Source organism: Bacillus sp. NPDC094106, assembly GCF_044764345.1.
Classification (GTDB): domain Bacteria; phylum Bacillota; class Bacilli; order Bacillales; family Bacillaceae_G; genus Bacillus_A.
In genome coordinates this window covers 66077-83854 of record NZ_JBIWHY010000013.1, presented here as the reverse complement: position 1 = coordinate 83854, position 17778 = coordinate 66077, and the positions used below count along the sequence as shown (strand labels likewise).

Below are 17778 nucleotides of genomic sequence, written 5' to 3'. Positions count from 1 at the left end.
AATCTTGAGGTTTTTTACGTTAACTTCATATCTTTCTCATTATAAAATTCATCTTCTTTTTCCATTTCCTTTTGCAATTTCGTAAAGGAACGATACATTGCAATTCTCCATGATACAATCATTGCAAAAGCAAGTAAGAAGAACATACCGCTCAGCTGCCCTAAATCAACCGATTGACTCAAATATGTTCTAAAGACAATACGCACTACAAGTAAACCAATTAAAATAAAGACGAATGCTTTTGAACGCTTTAAATAAATTTCTTGTTCACGTATTTCAAATTTAGATGTTTTAATAAGAAAAATCGAGAAAAACAACCCAACACCAATTGCTTCTAACATTTCAGTTGAAGTTAATCGAAATTCAGGAAAAATATACATCATTGCCCCTGTACTCATAAAAAGCGGCGGGAGAATAATTTTTTTCAATGTTGCTGGTTTCTTTGCTGCTTTTAAACGGATAAACATCACACCAACAGCCATACAAACCGCAATAATACTTGATAAGACCGCTATGTTCATACTTTCTCATCCTTTTTGTGGAAATATAAAAATACAGTTTGATTATATGCTTTCTTATCATTATTATTTCCAACATTTTCATGAAATAATACTAAAAACCAGTAAAACCTCCAAATAAACTTGAGACATACACAATGATTTTTGTCATCCAGTTAAAGTACAGCAAAATACCCATAACAATCATAATGTACCCCCCTACTTTTACAAACATTCCACTATGTCGCTTAATCCAAGACATTTTCGTAATAAAGAATGAAAGTATAAAAAATGGGATAGCAAATCCAAGTATGTAAGCAATCATATACAGCATTGCAGATTCTGGATTCGTGGTAGCTAATCCAATTACAGCTACTAAGATTGGTCCTGTACATGGCGTCCATCCAGCTGCAAATGCCAAACCAATTAAAGTAGAGCCGATATAGCCACTCGGACGACTTTTAAATGTAAACTTACGATCTTGCATTAAGAACTTCGGCTGAAAGACCCCTACGATTACAAGGCCAAACACAATAATAAATAGTGCCCCTAACTGCCTAATTAAATCTTTGTAATCTTGGAAGAATGACCCAATAAAGCTTGTTCCAAACCCAATCGCAATAAATACAATGGAAAATCCCAGCAAGAAAAATGCCGTATGTATCATACTTCTCTTACGAAGCATTGCATTTTCTTCTTTTAATTCAGAAACCGACATTCCGGTTATGTAAGATAAAAACGCTGGATACAGCGGTAAACAACAAGGGGAAATAAATGATAAAAATCCGGCCCCAAACGCTAAAAAAATATTAAGATCTTGCATCGTTTCACTCCTCTCCTCTTCAATATTGTAGCAAAAACGACCAAAAATACTATGAACAATTGATGAATTCACACTTTACAACGTGCCAATAAGAAAAAATTCTATTATCACTACTTACAACCATCTTTCTCTAAAACGTTTTCACTTTCCTTCTATTATAAATACATTCCATTCATCATTCACATAAAATGAAACTTTAATCAGTTGGGGTTTTCTTCATCCCCCACTGATTATTAGCCCTTACCAATCGGGATAACAAAGCTTTTCTATTTCACAAACTACTTGTATGCTGTTATTCAGTATTCGATACATATCTTGCAAAAAAATATTTTTTTCAAATGATAGCTTTATACAAGATAATCCTTATTTTACAATACTTCTATAATTTTAAATTTCAATATTATGCATAAATATCATACTTTTATTATTATTCTATAAAATGTCGCACTTTTCTTTTATTTGACCCTTCATTTTTAATTTTGTATACTTCCATCTAGTTGTATATGTCCGTTTGGGAACAATTTAATATAGATGGGAGGAATTTTTCATGCTTCGTTATTCTCTTTTAGTCTTATTAGGAGCATGTAGCTATGGGATTTTAGCTATTTTTGTTAAACTTGCATACGCAGAAGGTTTTTCACTTGGGGAAGTCATTGGGAGTCAATATTTGTTCGGCTGGTTTATTTTACTTGGTATTACACTCCTATTTTCTAGGCATCGTGTTCCACTTAAACAAATGCTTATTTTATTTGTCGCAGGAACGTCTGCAAGTTTGACTGGGATTTTTTATTATGCTTCATTAAAAACGGTACCAGCTTCCATTGGAATAATTCTTTTATTCCAGTTCGTTTGGGTTGGTATTATCATTGAAGCTGTTGCAACAAAAACATTACCATCAAGAGAAAAAGTCATTTCTGTTATCTTTTTAGTTGCTGGTACATTCTTATCGAGCGGATTATTAGAAAAATCAACAGGTAATTTCGATACAATGGGAATCCTATTAGGTTTATTATCTGCTGTTACTTTTGCTACCTATATTTTTGTCAGTGGTAAAGTTGCTGTTGAAGTACCATCATTACCACGAGGAGTTCTTTTAATGGCTGGTGCTTTAACTTTAGTAATGATCGCATTCCCACCAACATTTATTTTTAATGGTGCCATTTCTCAAGGTCTTTGGAAATATGGCTTAGGATTAGGAACATTCAGTATCGTTATTCCAACAATTGCCTTTACAATCGGAATTCCTAAAATCGGTTCTGGCTTAGCAACTATTCTTGGTGCAGCTGAGCTTCCTGTTACAACAATCATGTCTGTATTCGTTTTAAAAGAGGCGGTACTCTCTTCTCAATGGCTTGGTGTAGCACTTATCTTGGTTGGTATTGCAATTCCGCAAATTGCATATACAATGCGTGGACGATATCGTAAACACCATACACATAAAAAGGTTGCTGCCTAGGAAAAGAGGATTCTCTAGTTTTATCAAGACCAAAATTAAAAAACACTTAAAATATCAGGGCTCTAACATATTAGACATGAGTAATATGTTAGAGCCCTTTGTTTTTGCTAATAAATTTGAATAGTGTTTCGCTCTATTTGTAGTTTTGAAATAAAGTTTGATCAAAAATGCCTCATAAACCCATATTTTACGATAAACCAATTTTAATTCTTCTTCAGCAGAATTAAAATTGGTTTTTATAAAAAAGTTTAATCATTTTTTGCCTTTGTTATTCAAAAATCGTACCCGATTGTTGAATAATTCTCCTTTTATCTAATACTCTGGTCAAACATCCTACAAATAATCCAGGCTATTAAAAATCAGGATGAGTCCAACTATACACATAATCCACGAAAGAGCCGATCCTGTATTATTAGCGATTTTCACTCGAAGCTTCCCGAGAGATGTTTGCATCCACCGCCCAAACAGGAGGTAGAAGAGAAACAGCACGAGAGAAGGCAACACCATGATAAAGTTATATCCAGCTAAAATAGAAGACCATTCCACCCATGATAGATTAGAAGTAATCATTATGCCAATTGCTGCAAAATAAGGAAATGCAGTACCTACTTCAATTAATGAAGTAGTGAATCCCAGAGCAACCATTGAAAGAATGCTTTTTGATTTTGGTGCAGGTAGGTCTGAACTTTTCTTTGTTGGAACATAAAAACTTGCTATGAACAATATCACCCCAATAATAAAGAACGTCCAGCTTACGATTCGATTTTGAAATACGCCAGAAATAATCTCAAGCAAGAAATCTAATCCTAACATGAGTGAAACTCCAACAGCAAAATAAAATCCTGCTATCGTCAATAAATAAACCAATAAACGTTTGGTAAGTTTCTCTTTATCTGTTAAAAGCAAATATACTGTTACCCCTAATGTAGCAGGGCTTAGCGTGTCCAATAAGGCCAATCCCCCTATTAGGAGAAGTAGTTCTGTACTCATCATTCTTTCCCCCTTATTCCGGTTGGGGATTATTCTTTTCAGCCATAAAAATGGCATATGCCTGATTTATAAATTCAAGCACCTCCTGGTCAATTGGATATAATCTCAGTTTCTCTGATTGCTTTGGCGACATCCTTATTTCCCACAGCTTATCTAAAAATTCATCCTCACCTTCAAACTCCTCTAAGCGCTTTTCATCCATTCTTCTAATGATATTTTGGACTTTGGGTGCTTTTGGGCCGTCCTCCATATAACGTTTTAACTGACCTATCAGAGCAATCCATTCTAGTGAATCAGAGCTGTCACTTGTCATATTGGGAACCTTTTCCCATAGTTTTATTTCTCTGTCTTTAAATACAGATTCACGATAATACTGCTGTATTTCTTTATCTTTACTGGATAATTGCATAATCTTCTGAATCGCGATCCAGTTTTCTTCTCCTTCTATCGCGATTCCATGTATCATTTCCCGTAAGGATAACTCTATTTTCTTTAAATTTTCCTGTTCTTTTATTACAAAAGATAATTGATTCTTTAAACTATCTGACCAATCCCACGCACTGGAAGTGAGCATATTCTTAATCTCATGTAACGGAAATCCAACCTTTTTTAAAAATTGAACCTGCTGTAGTTTTTTTATTTCTTCATTGGTATATAAACGATGGCCACCCTCTGTTTTGGATGCTGGTTTTAATAATCCGATTTGATCGTAGTAACGCAGTGTTCTTACTGTAACACCTGTCAGCTCCCCAACCTTATTAATGTGTATCAACTGATAAACCTACCTTTCTGTACGTTAAGACTCTATCGTTAACAATTGTTTTATTCATTCCACATTTATTCTTCTTTACGAAAAAAATTTTTAAGTAAGTATCCTGCTCCTAAGCCAATCAGTACACCAGGAAATGCATTATCTAGTGTCAGTCCAATACCTGCACCTATAATGACGCTTCCATAAATAATAATATCTCCCTGTTTCATCTAAAAACCTCCTATTTTCCTAATCTCTTTTATCTAGATATCTCTAAATATATAAATTCAAATTAAAGAACCGATATAAAACCCTTCTTTTTAGGTGGGAGAGAGCATCCGTTCATGCATAGAAGCGGTTAGATCCTTTTCCTGTGCCCCATACCAAGTGAAAACAAAGAGAAAAAACGAGTGCAGGTCACCTTTTGTTATCCATAACCGCGACTTATATGTCGAAAAACCAAAATGGATATATATAGTAGTTACTAAACAGTATATAAAATGACGCAGCGTAAACTTCAAGTTTTTTTAGACTTTTTTCAATTTTTATTAATAAATCTATATAAAACTTGAAATTGAAGTGACATCACCTTCTATAATGGTACACAACGAGAGGAGTGTTGAAAGATGAAGAAATACTTTATGGTCATGTCGGTTATTCTTGCTGTAATGTTTTTAAGTGCCTGTACGGAAGGTTTGGAAAGTGAAGACTTTCAGTTAGGAATCCTCTTTTCTACTCCATATTATTTTTTACACGATTCGCTTTGCTAATCGATCAACTTTTACTATGGATTGCTCATTTGTCATTCTATACAACCTTTCTTCTTAACTCTTTTTAATCTTTTCACTACATCATGATTATTTACACGTGTAAAACCGAGGAAAAGGTATGATGATTCATGCTTTTTCCTCGGTTTTATATACACTTTCTTTTTTTAAATCGTATACAAATTGATAACATTGCCACATTGATAATACAATTAAAATCATAATAAGCAGTGTCGTTACTGATAATGCATATATTGTAATCAGTGCCCCACTTACCCCACGAATTCCTGCTACTTTCATAAAAATAACAATAAATAGTCTCAAAAATAACATGCCATGAACCAACCCGAAAAATAGAGCTCCCCCAAAAATCAATAACTGTTCCTGACATAACAAGCATACAATTTGGCTTTTTTTCATATTATTGGCTTCATATGATTGAAATTCTTGTCTTCTTGTTTTTAAGAAACCTTTTATCATTTGATATGTAGCGAAACCACACAAAAAAAACAACAGAATAGACACATAATAAAAAAACTCTACAAATAACGGTATATATTGTAGTTTCTTTATTATCACTTCATTTGATTGAATAGATATAATAAAGAAAGATAACATTGTACTCATTGCAATCCATATGAATTGCTTTAATCTTTGGGCAGCAAAATTTTGTATATTGTTTCTTGCTAATCGAAATAAAGACATCATTGATTCCCCTACCTAACTTCCTAACGTACTACATACTATACTACTAGTGTATAAAAATATGACATTTTGAGCATCGAACTACAATCGGAATCTTTGCTAGGTCTTAAGTCCTAGGAGTAAGACGATATTGATATATAAATACAAATTGAATAACCGACATACCCCCCTTTCTTTTAGGTGTGCGAGAGCATCTGGCCATGCATAGAAGCGGTCAAGGCCTCTTGCCACATGCAAGGATCAAAACAAAGGAAGAAAGTGATTGCAGGTCATGTTTTGTTCTACATAACAGCAACTTATATACTAAAAAATAAAAATGAATTTATATAAAGAAAGAGAATTCTTATATAATATCTAATAGGTTAGTATAGAAGTTATGAAATGAAAAAAAGCGAAAATGCATTATAATAGCATCTCCGCCTTTTTCTTTTACAACTCAAAAGTTGATTCTATTATTCACTTTCCACTTCTATTCGCTTTTTCTCTCTTGCAATTTTTAAAAACTCTAATAGCTCAGGATTACTATTTGCTTTCCGATATGCAACTGACATCTCTGCCACAAAATTAGAATCATATATATCCTTATATACAACTTCTGTTTTATATAACTTATTGGCCGAAACCGGAATTACTGTTATTCCAATCCCTGCTGCTACAAGCCCCATTACAGTTTGGTACTCCGTCGCTTCTTGTACGATATGTGGACTAAATCCAGCCCCGCGGCACAGCGATAATATTGTGTCATATAACGCAGGCCATACTGGTCTAGTTATAAATACAAATGGTTCATCTTGCAAATCCTCAATATGAATTTCCTCTTTCTCTGCAAGTGGATGCGCTTTTGGTAAACATAACGTACAGGAAAGCTTTTGAATTGGTTCTACTTCTAATAATTGCGTCGAAATAGGCGGGCGTAAAAAACCAATATCAATTCGATTATCATGAAGTGCATGAACTTGATCTGGTGTAGACAATTCATGCAGTGCAACGGATACTCTCGGAAACTTCTTTCGATATTCCCTAACAATGGACGGCAAAATATCATATATAGCCGCCCCAACAAATCCAATTGAAAGCGAGCCAACTTCCCCTCTTTGTGCACTTTGTGCAACCTCTACTGCTTTTGCAATTTGATCAAACGCTTTTTTCACTTCTTTTAAGAACATTTCTCCTGCTTCAGTCAGTTCAACCTTTCGCTTCGTTCTTGAAAATAACATAACTCCCATTTCTTTTTCTAATTGCTGAATTTGTTGACTAAGTGGCGGTTGTGTCATTTGTAAACGAGCAGCTGCTCGTCCAAAATGTAGTTCTTCTGCCACAACAACAAAGTATTGCAAATGCCGTAATTCCATTTTGGACACCCTTTTCCATTAATATGTATAATAAATTAATAACATATAATTTATATATTAGACAAATATTTTGAAAGAACGTATAGTAGAAATTGTTAATTCTTTTTTACAATTTTTATGTAAAAAAAAGAAAGAGGTGCTTATTGTATGAAATGGTGGAAGTTAAGCGGACAAATCTTACTATTATTTTGTTTCGCTTGGACAGGTGAATGGATTGCAAAACAGGCACACCTCCCAATCCCAGGAAGTATTATTGGTATTTTCTTATTGTTAATTTCATTAAAATTTAACCTAGTGAAAAAAGAATGGATACAAGACGGGGCAGATTTTTTATTAAAAGAACTTATTTTATTCTTCATTCCGTCTGCTGTCGCTGTCATCTGTTACAAAGATACACTTTCACAATATGGAATCGATCTCATTTTCATTATTATGATTAGTACCCTTTGTGTAACACTTGTAACTGGACTCTTAACAGAACTGCTATTAAAGCGGAAAGGATCGGCTCAATGATCGGCTTTTTATGTTTACTATTAACACTATTAACATACTGGATTTCTAAAAAACTATATCACCGCTGGAATTGGAGTATACTTTCTCCCCTCCTCGTATGTCCAATTATTTTAATTGCTTTATTGCTTGGATTAGATACATCTTATGAAACATACAATTCTGGTGGCCACTGGCTAACTGAACTATTAAAACCAGCAACAGTAGCTTTTGCATGGCCAATCTATAAGTATTTTGATTTATTAAAAAAACATGCGAGTGCTATTTTAATTAATGTAATTGTTGGTTCATTTTTATCAGTTATCACTTCAGCCCTACTAGCAAATGCCTTTAAAATCGATTCATCACTAGAACAAAGTTTGGCACCGCACATCGTAACAACACCAATTGCAATGGCAATCTCAGAAATGATAGGTGGTATGTCGCAATTAACAGCGGTATTTGTTGTACTTACAGCATTAACTGGAGCACTTTTAGGGCCTTCTCTTATCCGACTATGTCGCATAAAAACAGCAATTGCAAAAGGAATTATGTTAGGTACTAGCGCCAATGGGACTGGTACATCAAAAGCATTTGAAATCGGTCCTGTTGAAGGTACAATCGCAAGTTTATCTATGCTTTTAACAGCTGGAGCAAGTTTAGTCATTATACCACTCTTCTTACCTTGGCTACAGTAAAAAAGCAAGTGTTTTTGCCACTTGCTTTTTCATTTCAACTCCATATTCACATATTGACATAACAACTCATAATCTTTTGGAAAAGCTAAAGGAATTTCTCTTAATTCATAAATACCCTTCCAATCAATCTTATGAATTAATCCATCTGGATCTTGAATATTCATATCACCACCCGTTTGTTTCACAAGATAATAATGTACATAAACAGGGATCCCATATGTTACACCTTTTTTTTCATATATTTTATTTATAACTTCTACATGATAGCCCGTTTCTTCCCGAACTTCACGAACACAACACTCTTCAAGTGTTTCGCCTTCTTCCTGACCTCCGCTTGGCACAGACCACCTTTTCGGTTCGTCTTTTTTTCCTTGTAATACCATCAAACTTCATTTTTTTCATTCACACATATAGCTGCTGCTCCAATCCATCTCTTCATTTCTCTCTCCTCCCATATCTAATATTCTTTCTTCTTTTATTCTTTCCCTTGAAAATAGAGGAAAAAGCTAAAATCGTAACGAAAGATTATATCAACTTCAAAGACAGCCCATACCTAGAAATTCGAACGGAAGGATGAAAATATGATTTCTAAATATGTTGTGGAGTGTGTCTTTTGTGAAGAAAATCGAAAGCCTCGGCAAGCAATTGTCACCGTTCCTGCTACTTCTCATGCACTTGCTATTCAAAAAGTAAGAACTGAATGTAAGCGTCGTTTTGGAAAAACATTGCTATTACAAACAAAAATTACGGAAGAACTATTTTTACACAAAAAAGAAAGCTGACCATCGTTTGGTCAGCTTTCTTTTTCCGATCATATTTTCACATGAAGATTAGGGGCATCCTCTTTAAGGATCGGGATTTCACCATTATGTACGTTCCATAATGGGCATCGAACAATATATTTCTATACAATTAAATATTGAATAGAATAGGGCAAAATTTGTTCGCATTTTTAGAAAAGGGATAGGGATATAATACTAGTAATACGTCGAATACTCGAACGTTACACTCATTATATTATAGCAAATCCTTTTATATGAGAAATATGAATTACTTACATAATTCATACGTAAAACATATTAATGGATTTCTATATATTTTTCTTATTCCGAAAAACCATTATCGCTAGAATCGCTCCAAATAACGCAAATGTCATATCCCATTGTGTATCCCAAACATCTCCTTGCGTTCCAAGAAATGCTTCTGCACCTGTTCCCGTTAGTTTTGCAACTGCAAACTCCAACAACTCATATAGTGTGCACTAAATGCTAAACAAATTGATATTACAAGTAATTCTAACCATCCTTTTTTCTGAACCCCAACTACCTTTACAAGTACTTCCCTTGCTAATAAAGCTGGAACAAACCCCTGCATAAAATGTCCAACACGATCGTAGTAATTTCTTTCTAAATTAAACGTATCACGAAGCCAATTGAATAATGGTACCTCTGCATATGTATAATGCCCTCCGATAAGCAATATCAACATATGAATCCAAGTCCATACATATGTAACTGTTGAAAATTGAAATCGCTGATATGTAGTCATTAATATAAATACTAAAATAACTGCTGGGGCTACCTCTAAACACCATGTAAAAAAATCTTTCGGGTAGATTCCTGATATGAATAATGCAATCCAAAAACTTACACATAACAATTTATGAAGATGCACGGTCACATCACTTTCCTCCTCAATATTTCTTCACCTTATTCCATTAATAGCATACATCCAGCTAAAATAGGCGTCATCATCATCGAAACTTTCAATATCATACGAGGTGCATAATTTGTAAACTTCGCTCCGATATACGCTCCTAGCATCGTTCCCATTAAAACTTGTACTAGTAATAGATAATCTAAATATCCTTCGGAGCTATATCCAAATCCACCTCCAACGGCGATTGGTAGAATAATAAGCATTGTAGTTCCGACTGACTGTTGAATCGTTAAACCTAACAACACCATTAGTCCTAGTTGAATAAAAGGCGCTGATCCTATCCCAAATGCACCTGCTAATCCTCCAGTTATTAACCCTAACAAAATACATTTTCCTAATACAATGATAGATAACGGTTCTCCTATGTCCATAGACAACTTCTTTTGATTTTGAAAAAAAAGTAACCGAATGAACATAAATATTGCGGATAAAAACAACATACTAGCCATAAACCAATGAAGAAGATGTGCTGGAATCACCGCTCCAAATTTAGAACCAATATATGATCCAACCGCTCCAAATACCCCAACAATACTGCCAATTTTCAATGTAACATTCCCTTCTCTATAATGACTCACCACTCCAGAAAGAGTTGTAAATGCCATTGCGGTTAGTGATGTTGCAAGAGCTACATGAATCGGAACTTGAAATACGAGAGTCAGTACTCCAATAATAAATCCAGCCCCTCCTGCCCCAACAAAACCTAATAAAATCCCCATTAAAAACATTGTTATAATAATAGCCACTTTCTTTCCCTCCAGTAGCTCTATTCTAATATATTTCTTTTTTTACGCAAATAAAAAAACATCCGTACAGGATGCTTTCATTATTTCGCTTCACGTGAAAACTTTGTATATACGCCAATACCAGCAAGCAGTACTCCCAATCCTGCAAACACAGTACCTAAGCCTAAAAAGAATGAACCAAGTGTTTGTAAATCTTCCATATGTATCTCCCCTTTAATATCATTATCTCTATATTCAACAGACTAATTATATATTATTTCCCATTTTTGTTCCACTTATTTTCCAACATTACTATTGCACCTACAAAACTTGCAGCTCCTAATTTGTACAAACTCAAAATTGGTAGAAATTAAATACGTTCTGTATATTTTTATTCAAAAAATGCAGGTTCATAGGAGATTTCTAATCAAACTTTATTTCAAACCTACAATTAGGGCCACACAATTTAGATATATTTAAATTGTGTGGCCCTTTTAATTTCAATAGATTCACTTATCTAACCTAAATATAACTGTAGCGAGTGCTTTTTTATTGCCCCTCTATCACATGTAGCATTCTATTTATAAATGCTGCTGATTCTGCACGAGTTGCTGTACCCTTTGGTAAGAACTCATTCTTTTCATTCCCTTTTACAATCCCTAATCCGTAAACACGTTGCAGAGCTTGCTTATCATATGCTAGATTTTGATCAGGAAACGGTAGTTCAGCTAAATTCCCAGTAATTCCTTTATATTGTAGTGCACGGTCAATCATAATCACTACTTCATCACGTTTATATGTACAAGAAAATCTCCTTGCACTTCACTTGTAGTTCTTTGATCATCTCCACGCCCATCTTCATCTTTCATGTGATCTTCAATACTTCTCAGTGCTTGCTCATCAGTTGATATTTCCACTGTTTTTTCTACTGGAGATGCAAATGAAGAAGTTGGAATCATTACCACCTGTAGTGCAAGTGACATTGCTAAAACATTATAAAATCCTTTTTTCTAACATAATAAAAGTTATTTAGTAAGCTAGTAAACTTCTAAATTACTCAACTAGTTTAAAGTATAACGAAATTTTTCTAATTCGTATATACAGGAATTACCACCATTAACCTTATTTTTACATATATAAACAAAAAACAGAAGACCATCAATCCTATATGCCTTCTGTTCTTTATTTCATATCATTTTAGTCTTTTTGTATTGTATACTCTATCACCTTATCATCATGATCAAATTGAAGAACAAGACACTCACTATCTATAGAAATGAAGCCTCTTTCATTTCCAAGATAGTACAAAGTTTGAGTTGTTTCCTCAAGACGTCTCGTTTCAGTCGGATTCCCTAATAACTGTATCATTTCTTCTTTAGACTTTCCTACTAGTTTATGCTTCGCTAGAAGATCATCCACCATATATACTCGTTTCTGTTCATTTTCCAACCATCTATCTGTATGAAACTTCGAATTATACTCATTTACACCTAGTTGTACGATACAAAAACTAAATAATACTGCTCCAAAAATTGTAATTCCTTTGAATTTTTTCTTATATTTCCCCTTATTATCACCTACAGAAAAATGTAAAATTATCCACTGAATAACGAGTAAAAGAATAAACGGAATCGATACTGCTAAAACACTCACTATATTATAAGACGAATGAATCATGTCAATGATGAATATGAAAGCAAGATATACGAACAAATATAAAAAAATATAAACATATAATGTTCCCCACAATAAAAAATCTCTATATTTCCCCAATAAAAAACCACCTTTATCACACCATACTGTTTCTTTTACACCTTCACATCTTCCATGCGTTCGACCATTTCTTTTATTTCTTGTAATTCTTGTACTGTATATAGCACTTTTTCTTTTAACATTCCATTTCTGAAATAAGCAACAAGTTGTTCTTTATCCTTCAACCTCGGTAGTGTCTCATTAGAAATGTCGATGATTTCATGTCCGCTTCCATTTGTCTCATTTCCAAAATATACAATTGGCTTCACTTCTTCTTTTAAAACTTTCGGATTCATCCCTTTCAAATACTCATATAAAGTTGTTGAAAGGTGTTTTGCTTTATAAGCAGGGTTCCCTTCATTTACTACCTTCAAAGCTCCTGAATCCCCCTCCGTCGTAAAAATAAATGTTTCTTCTTTATCATATTCATGTTGATGTTTACCAATCTCATCAACCATAAATGAATATACCCCTGCGTTTTCTTTCGTTAGGCCATGTATCATCCTACCTTGCCATTCTGTTGTCTCAATTACATATATTCCTGTTGTCAATAACAACAAATGATCAATCCGACGATTTTCCATCTTACTTCTATTTCGACTCGATACTTTAGGAAAAAATACATTTGGAATAATATATAGCTCATTTTCTGTGAGGATTCCTTGTTGAACAAAGCCTCGTTTCATATCATGTAATATTTCATGCGTGTTCATTTCTTCTACATTTCTGGAATACGCTTTTAAATCTGTAATTAGATTTTGCAACCTATGTATCTCATGACTATGCTTTTGTTGCATTTCACTGCGTTCTTTACTATGCTGTACAACTAGTTGGTTCTTCATCATTCGCATATTTTCAACTTCTCTAGCTGTATTCACTTTTAAATCATTATATTTTTTCTTCTCTACGCTTTTTAGTGTTTCTTGCTGCTGTTCATAATTTGCAACCGTAGCCGCAATCTCACCTTGATGGTTTTCTATTGCTTGTGTCTTTTCAAATGCTACTTGTTGATTCTCTGATTCTAACTGTTTATTCTTATAAAACAGTACAAATACTCCCGCTAATAGTGCTAGGATTACACATATAAGTACATATTCCATTTTCCTGCTCCTTTATTCAATACTTCATTATTTCTTACATATTAAAAACGTATCTCTTCTATTATATGCTATTTATCAACTACATGTAAAAATTGAATAGTGTTAGCACTTTTTTATATTTCTTGGATTACGTATACTTTCACAAATTAATTTGATAAATTCATTCGTGCTGTAACACATACAAAGTCAGTTCTTTCATGAAATTACTTTTGTATTGGTTGTAGAAATAATATTTCTTACAAAAAACAGTTTATAAATTCAACTTTTTGTAAATTCATCATTTGAATTTATTATACTAACTATTGTGATTTTAATATATAGAGGGAGCACTATGTCAAACAAAACTAAAAAAAAGGAAAAAAGCCTTCAAAGGCCTTGATTACAAGGCTTTTTGAAGGCTTCCTTTATTCTGAAGTAAATACATATTATAGTATAACCCTTGTTTGCTAAGTAACTCTTGATGTGTTCCTCGCTCTACAATTTCTCCTTCATGCATAACAAATATTTGATCGGCATCTTGTATTGTGGACAATCTGTGTGCAATTGCTATTGTTGTTCTCCCTTTTCTCATGCGCTGCAGTGCTGTTTGAATCGCTTCTTCTGTTTCTGTATCAATATTTGCTGTCGCTTCATCTAATACTAGTACTTTCGGATTTGTCGCAATTGTTCTCGCAAAAGCAATGAGTTGACGTTGCCCACTTGAGAATGCAGCTCCTCTTTCTACTACTTCAGTATCATACCGCTCTGGTAACTTTTCAATAAACGTATTTGCCTGCACAAAGTGCGCTGCTTCTTCTATTTCTTCATCAGTAATACTTTCATTATACATACGAATATTTTGTTTCACATTTCCTGCAAACAAGAAAGCATCTTGCAGCACAAGACCGATTCTTTTTCGAATTTCCTGCTCCTCAAATTTCTCTAAGTTTACACCGTCTATTAGAATATTCCCTGCTTTAATATTATAAAATCGCATCAATAAGTTCATAATTGTACTTTTCCCGCTTCCAGTATGTCCAACAAAAGCAACCGTTTGCCCTGATTTTACATGGAAAGATACATTTTTCAAAACATCACGTTTTCCATCATAGGAAAAGGTAACGTCTTTAAATTCAATTTCTCCTTCACGTACTTTTGGCTCTTCATTTCCTTGTTGAACAGGTGCCAAGTCTTTTTCATCCATTAAATGAAAGACACGAGATGACGAAACGAGTGCTTGCTGGAAGAAAGATAGTTTCATCATCATTTCATTTACAGGTTGGAAGAAACGGTCAATATAGTTAACAAAAGCATATAACACACCAACTTCAACTGGACTATTCAAAGCGTCAATTCCAAATAAGGCAAGCACTAAGGCAATCGCTACAATATGAACAAGATCTGTGGCTGGGCGTAAAAATAATGCATCTAATTTTAACGTACGGCGCCCAGCACGGTAATGTTTATTATTTACTTCTTCAAATTCTTTTCGCATCCGCTTCTCTTGGCGAAACACTTGCACAATATTCATTCCTTGAATCGATTCATTTAGCTTTGCATTTAAAATACTCAATTGATTACGAAGTTCTAAATAAAACATAGAGCTTTTTCGGCGATACATCGCCATAACTGTCAACATAATTGGAATTAATAAGAGGGAAAACAACGCGAGTTTCACATCTAGTAAAAACATCGCTACTAAAATTCCAATTAAAAACACCACATTTTTTACAAATGTTGATAACACACTCACATAGAAGTCTTTAATCGCTTCTGTATCATTTGTTATACGCGATACAAGCGTACCAATTGGTGTACGATCAAAAAAGCTTAGTGACAACCTTTGTACATGTTCATACACCTCAACACGCATATCTTGCACAATTTTGAACGCAATATTTTGGAAATATAGTAAATTTAAATACGTAAATAAAACCTTTAACAAATGAGCAATCATGTATACAACAAATAAAGTCACAAGTGCCGACTGTTCAAAGTTACGCGGAACTAGATGTTCATCAAGAAACTGCTTAATTAAAAACGGCCCCATCATTTCTGTAACAGTTGCACCAACTAGAAATAAAAATGCCAATGATAATAAACCTTTATATGGTTTCATGTAAGAAAGCAATCGCCACAAATCACTTCTTTTTTTCTCAGTCATTATATGCCCCCTTTCTCAACTAACTCCTCTAACTGTTGACTTTCATACATCTCTTTATACCAGCCATTTTGTTCCATTAGTTGTTCATGTGTTCCTCGCTGTACAATTTTCCCCTCATCAACAACAAGAATCAGGTTTGCATGTTGAATGGCACTTAATCGATGCGCCGTAATAATCGTTGTTTTTTGCGCTCTTTCTCGTTTCAAAGCGGTTAAAATTGTCTCCTCTGTCTTTGCATCAACTGCGGATAAGCAATCATCTAAAATCAAAATTTCAGCATCCGTTAATAACGCACGTGCAATAGAAATCCGCTGTTTTTGTCCACCTGATAAAGAAACCCCTCTCTCCCCGACTACCGTGTCGTATCCTTCCGGAAATTGAACAATATCATCGTGGATACAAGCGATATCAGCAGCACGCGTAATTTCTTTATATGTAGCATCTACCTTTCCAAACGCAATATTTTCACCTATACTTGCTGAAAATAAAAAATGATCCTGCGGCACATATGAAATGGCAGATCGTATACCGTGAAGTGTCATATCGCGAATATCTTGATTCCCTACTTTTAATCCGCCATTAAAATGATCATATTCCCTAATTAAACATTTTAATAACGTTGTTTTCCCTGCACCTGTCCGTCCAACAACTCCTAATGTTTCACCCTTTTTTAAACTAAAATAAATGTCCGCTAAATGAAGAGTTTCATTTTTCTTATAAGAAAACGTATCAATTGCAAACGAAATATCACCGCTTGCCACATTATGTATTGCATCCTCTTTATTCACAACATCTGAAGTCTGTGATAGGATTTTTCCCACGCGGTCATACGATGCGCGTCCGCGTTCCATGATATTAAAAAGCCATCCAAACGCCAGCATCGGCCAAACGAGCGTCCCTAAGTATGTTGTAAATGTTATCAATTCACCAACTGTTAATTCGCCACGTACAACTAAGAACGATCCATAACAAACAGCAATTAAAAACGAAAAACCGACAATAAGAGCAATTGTTGGATCAAATAAAGAATCAATACGTGCTACTAGCATATTTTTATGTACAACATCTTCCGACTTCTTTCGAAACGCCTGTAAATCTTCCTTTTCTTGACCAAGCGAGCGAATTACCTTCATTCCACTCATACTTTCTTGTACTTTATCATTGATTTCAGAAAACGCTTGTTGCGCTTTATGAAAGCGTCTGTGTAATAAAGTACCATAATAATTAGTAGAAATTGCTACAATCGGCATGGGAATTAAACTTACCAGCGTTAACTTCCAACTAATAGTAAACCCCATAGCCACCAGTACACATCCACCCACAGCTAACGAATCAACAAGTGTTAATACACCTGATCCAGCAGTTTGTTGAATTGCTTGAATATCATTTGTTGCATGTGCCATTAAATCACCTGTACGATGTGATTGATAAAAAGATGGACTCATATTCGTAAAATGTTCATATAACTTCTTTCGTAATTGGCGTGCAAGCTTCAAAGAAGATCCAAAAATCATAATACGCCATATATAACGTAATATGTACATTGTAATTCCGACAGCTACTAAAAGAACAACCCATTTTAACAATTTTTCAGATGTCAATGTTTGATTGTTAATTTCGTCTACAACAATTCCAATTACTTTTGGTGCTACAAGCTCAAGAAGCGCTACACCAAACAACAAAATAATACCCGTTATGTACGCCCGTTTCTCTTGCTTAAAAAACCAAGCTAAATTAAAAAATACTTTCATTATATCCCCTCCCCTAAAATGAGCGATGTTTTCAGTTTATCGAAAATACAGAATTTTTAA

General features: G+C 34.2%; 17 protein-coding genes and 3 pseudogenes. 4 read left to right on the top strand and 16 right to left on the bottom strand.

Translation table 11 applies throughout. The features are described 5' to 3' along the window. Positions 1-14 precede the first annotated feature (14 nt). Together ACIQ7L_RS18945 and ACIQ7L_RS18940 are read right to left on the bottom strand one after the other, a co-directional pair. The gene (locus ACIQ7L_RS18945) at positions 15-521 is read right to left on the bottom strand and encodes a CcdC family protein (RefSeq protein ID WP_400570990.1); all 507 of its coding nucleotides are present in this window, start codon (positions 519-521) and stop codon (positions 15-17) included. A 91-nt stretch (positions 522-612) separates the two neighbouring features. Continuing rightward, a complete protein-coding gene (locus ACIQ7L_RS18940; protein ID WP_400570989.1) occupies positions 613-1320 on the bottom strand; it encodes a cytochrome c biogenesis CcdA family protein in 708 nt (235 codons plus the stop codon). Between the two features lie 547 nt (positions 1321-1867). Between ACIQ7L_RS18940 and ACIQ7L_RS18935 the strand changes: the two genes are divergently transcribed. After that, the gene (locus tag ACIQ7L_RS18935; RefSeq protein ID WP_400570988.1) at positions 1868-2776 is read left to right on the top strand and encodes an EamA family transporter; all 909 of its coding nucleotides are present in this window, start codon (positions 1868-1870) and stop codon (positions 2774-2776) included. 333 nt (positions 2777-3109) lie between these two features. Here ACIQ7L_RS18935 and ACIQ7L_RS18930 read toward each other — a convergent pair whose 3' ends face one another. The 5 genes from ACIQ7L_RS18930 to alsR all read right to left on the bottom strand — a co-directional run bounded on the left by ACIQ7L_RS18930 (position 3110) and on the right by alsR (position 7341). After that, complete coding sequence (locus ACIQ7L_RS18930; RefSeq protein WP_400570987.1) at positions 3110-3766, bottom strand: GAP family protein; 657 nt, start codon at positions 3764-3766, stop codon at positions 3110-3112. 13 nt (positions 3767-3779) lie between these two features. After that, on the bottom strand, positions 3780-4538 hold the full coding sequence (locus tag ACIQ7L_RS18925) for a MerR family transcriptional regulator (protein WP_400570986.1): 759 nt from the start codon (positions 4536-4538) through the stop codon (positions 3780-3782). Positions 4539-4603: 65 nt separating this feature from the next. Continuing rightward, positions 4604-4747, bottom strand: a complete 144-nt coding sequence (locus tag ACIQ7L_RS18920) for a hypothetical protein (RefSeq protein ID WP_003201958.1) — start codon at positions 4745-4747, stop codon at positions 4604-4606. A 666-nt stretch (positions 4748-5413) separates the two neighbouring features. After that, positions 5414-5989 (bottom strand): FtsX-like permease family protein, encoded by a 576-nt coding sequence (locus tag ACIQ7L_RS18915; RefSeq protein WP_400570985.1) that lies wholly within the window; start codon positions 5987-5989, stop codon positions 5414-5416. Between the two features lie 452 nt (positions 5990-6441). Then, the gene (gene alsR / locus ACIQ7L_RS18910; protein WP_400570984.1) at positions 6442-7341 is read right to left on the bottom strand and encodes an acetoin biosynthesis transcriptional regulator AlsR; all 900 of its coding nucleotides are present in this window, start codon (positions 7339-7341) and stop codon (positions 6442-6444) included. 147 nt (positions 7342-7488) lie between these two features. On the opposite strand from alsR, the gene ACIQ7L_RS18905 reads away from it, so the two are divergent. Next, complete coding sequence (locus ACIQ7L_RS18905; protein ID WP_400570982.1) at positions 7489-7854, top strand: CidA/LrgA family holin-like protein; 366 nt, start codon at positions 7489-7491, stop codon at positions 7852-7854. Further along, positions 7851-8528, top strand: coding sequence for an LrgB family protein (locus ACIQ7L_RS18900; RefSeq protein ID WP_400570981.1), 678 nt, complete (start codon positions 7851-7853; stop codon positions 8526-8528). Before ACIQ7L_RS18905 ends, ACIQ7L_RS18900 begins: the two co-directional genes overlap by 4 nt. 29 nt (positions 8529-8557) lie before the next feature. Here the strand turns inward: ACIQ7L_RS18900 and ACIQ7L_RS18895 are convergent. Then, a pseudogene (locus ACIQ7L_RS18895) lies at positions 8558-8967 on the bottom strand (NUDIX hydrolase). A gap of 142 nt (positions 8968-9109) precedes the next feature. Between ACIQ7L_RS18895 and ACIQ7L_RS18890 the strand changes: the two are divergent. Further along, the gene (locus ACIQ7L_RS18890) at positions 9110-9310 is read left to right on the top strand and encodes a DUF3903 domain-containing protein (RefSeq protein WP_097897661.1); all 201 of its coding nucleotides are present in this window, start codon (positions 9110-9112) and stop codon (positions 9308-9310) included. 308 nt (positions 9311-9618) lie between these two features. On the opposite strand, the pseudogene ACIQ7L_RS18885 reads toward ACIQ7L_RS18890, so the two are convergent. The 8 genes and pseudogenes from ACIQ7L_RS18885 to ACIQ7L_RS18850 all read right to left on the bottom strand — a co-directional run bounded on the left by ACIQ7L_RS18885 (position 9619) and on the right by ACIQ7L_RS18850 (position 17718). Continuing rightward, positions 9619-10208: pseudogene (locus tag ACIQ7L_RS18885) on the bottom strand (DUF2238 domain-containing protein). A gap of 29 nt (positions 10209-10237) precedes the next feature. Beyond that, entirely contained in the window at positions 10238-10993 is a 756-nt protein-coding gene (locus ACIQ7L_RS18880; RefSeq protein WP_400570980.1) for a sulfite exporter TauE/SafE family protein, read from the bottom strand. Positions 10994-11521: 528 nt separating this feature from the next. Further along, positions 11522-11773, bottom strand: a pseudogene (locus tag ACIQ7L_RS18875) (S-layer homology domain-containing protein); the annotation flags it as partial. Beyond that, a complete protein-coding gene (locus ACIQ7L_RS18870; protein WP_400570979.1) occupies positions 11752-11955 on the bottom strand; it encodes a hypothetical protein in 204 nt (67 codons plus the stop codon). The pseudogene ACIQ7L_RS18875 and the gene ACIQ7L_RS18870, both read right to left, overlap by 22 nt. Positions 11956-12169: 214 nt before the next feature. Beyond that, positions 12170-12745, bottom strand: coding sequence for a hypothetical protein (locus ACIQ7L_RS18865; RefSeq protein ID WP_400570978.1), 576 nt, complete (start codon positions 12743-12745; stop codon positions 12170-12172). A 35-nt stretch (positions 12746-12780) separates the two neighbouring features. After that, on the bottom strand, positions 12781-13824 hold the full coding sequence (locus tag ACIQ7L_RS18860; protein WP_400570977.1) for an NERD domain-containing protein: 1044 nt from the start codon (positions 13822-13824) through the stop codon (positions 12781-12783). Positions 13825-14203: 379 nt separating this feature from the next. Then, positions 14204-15967 carry an ABC transporter ATP-binding protein gene (locus ACIQ7L_RS18855; RefSeq protein WP_400570976.1) on the bottom strand — a complete coding sequence of 588 codons (1764 nt, stop codon included), beginning with the start codon at positions 15965-15967 and terminating at the stop codon, positions 14204-14206. Further along, complete coding sequence (locus ACIQ7L_RS18850) at positions 15967-17718, bottom strand: ABC transporter transmembrane domain-containing protein (RefSeq protein ID WP_400570975.1); 1752 nt, start codon at positions 17716-17718, stop codon at positions 15967-15969. Before ACIQ7L_RS18850 ends, ACIQ7L_RS18855 begins: the two co-directional genes overlap by 1 nt. Between the last annotated feature and the right edge of the window lie 60 nt (positions 17719-17778).

What these genes read in the sequence shown, in the direction of transcription:
- ACIQ7L_RS18945 (WP_400570990.1), bottom strand. Translation starts at nt 521, where the DNA reads ATGAACATAGCGGTCTTATCAAGTATTATTGCGGTTTGTATGGCTGTT.
- ACIQ7L_RS18940 (WP_400570989.1), bottom strand. Translation starts at nt 1,320, where the DNA reads ATGCAAGATCTTAATATTTTTTTAGCGTTTGGGGCCGGATTTTTATCA.
- ACIQ7L_RS18935 (WP_400570988.1), top strand. Translation starts at nt 1,868, where the DNA reads ATGCTTCGTTATTCTCTTTTAGTCTTATTAGGAGCATGTAGCTATGGG.
- ACIQ7L_RS18930 (WP_400570987.1), bottom strand. Translation starts at nt 3,766, where the DNA reads ATGAGTACAGAACTACTTCTCCTAATAGGGGGATTGGCCTTATTGGAC.
- ACIQ7L_RS18920 (WP_003201958.1), bottom strand. Translation starts at nt 4,747, where the DNA reads ATGAAACAGGGAGATATTATTATTTATGGAAGCGTCATTATAGGTGCA.
- ACIQ7L_RS18915 (WP_400570985.1), bottom strand. Translation starts at nt 5,989, where the DNA reads ATGTCTTTATTTCGATTAGCAAGAAACAATATACAAAATTTTGCTGCC.
- alsR (WP_400570984.1), bottom strand. Translation starts at nt 7,341, where the DNA reads ATGGAATTACGGCATTTGCAATACTTTGTTGTTGTGGCAGAAGAACTA.
- ACIQ7L_RS18905 (WP_400570982.1), top strand. Translation starts at nt 7,489, where the DNA reads ATGAAATGGTGGAAGTTAAGCGGACAAATCTTACTATTATTTTGTTTC.
- ACIQ7L_RS18900 (WP_400570981.1), top strand. Translation starts at nt 7,851, where the DNA reads ATGATCGGCTTTTTATGTTTACTATTAACACTATTAACATACTGGATT.
- ACIQ7L_RS18890 (WP_097897661.1), top strand. Translation starts at nt 9,110, where the DNA reads ATGATTTCTAAATATGTTGTGGAGTGTGTCTTTTGTGAAGAAAATCGA.
- ACIQ7L_RS18870 (WP_400570979.1), bottom strand. Translation starts at nt 11,955, where the DNA reads ATGTCACTTGCACTACAGGTGGTAATGATTCCAACTTCTTCATTTGCA.
- ACIQ7L_RS18860 (WP_400570977.1), bottom strand. Translation starts at nt 13,824, where the DNA reads ATGGAATATGTACTTATATGTGTAATCCTAGCACTATTAGCGGGAGTA.
- ACIQ7L_RS18855 (WP_400570976.1), bottom strand. Translation starts at nt 15,967, where the DNA reads ATGACTGAGAAAAAAAGAAGTGATTTGTGGCGATTGCTTTCTTACATG.
- ACIQ7L_RS18850 (WP_400570975.1), bottom strand. Translation starts at nt 17,718, where the DNA reads ATGAAAGTATTTTTTAATTTAGCTTGGTTTTTTAAGCAAGAGAAACGG.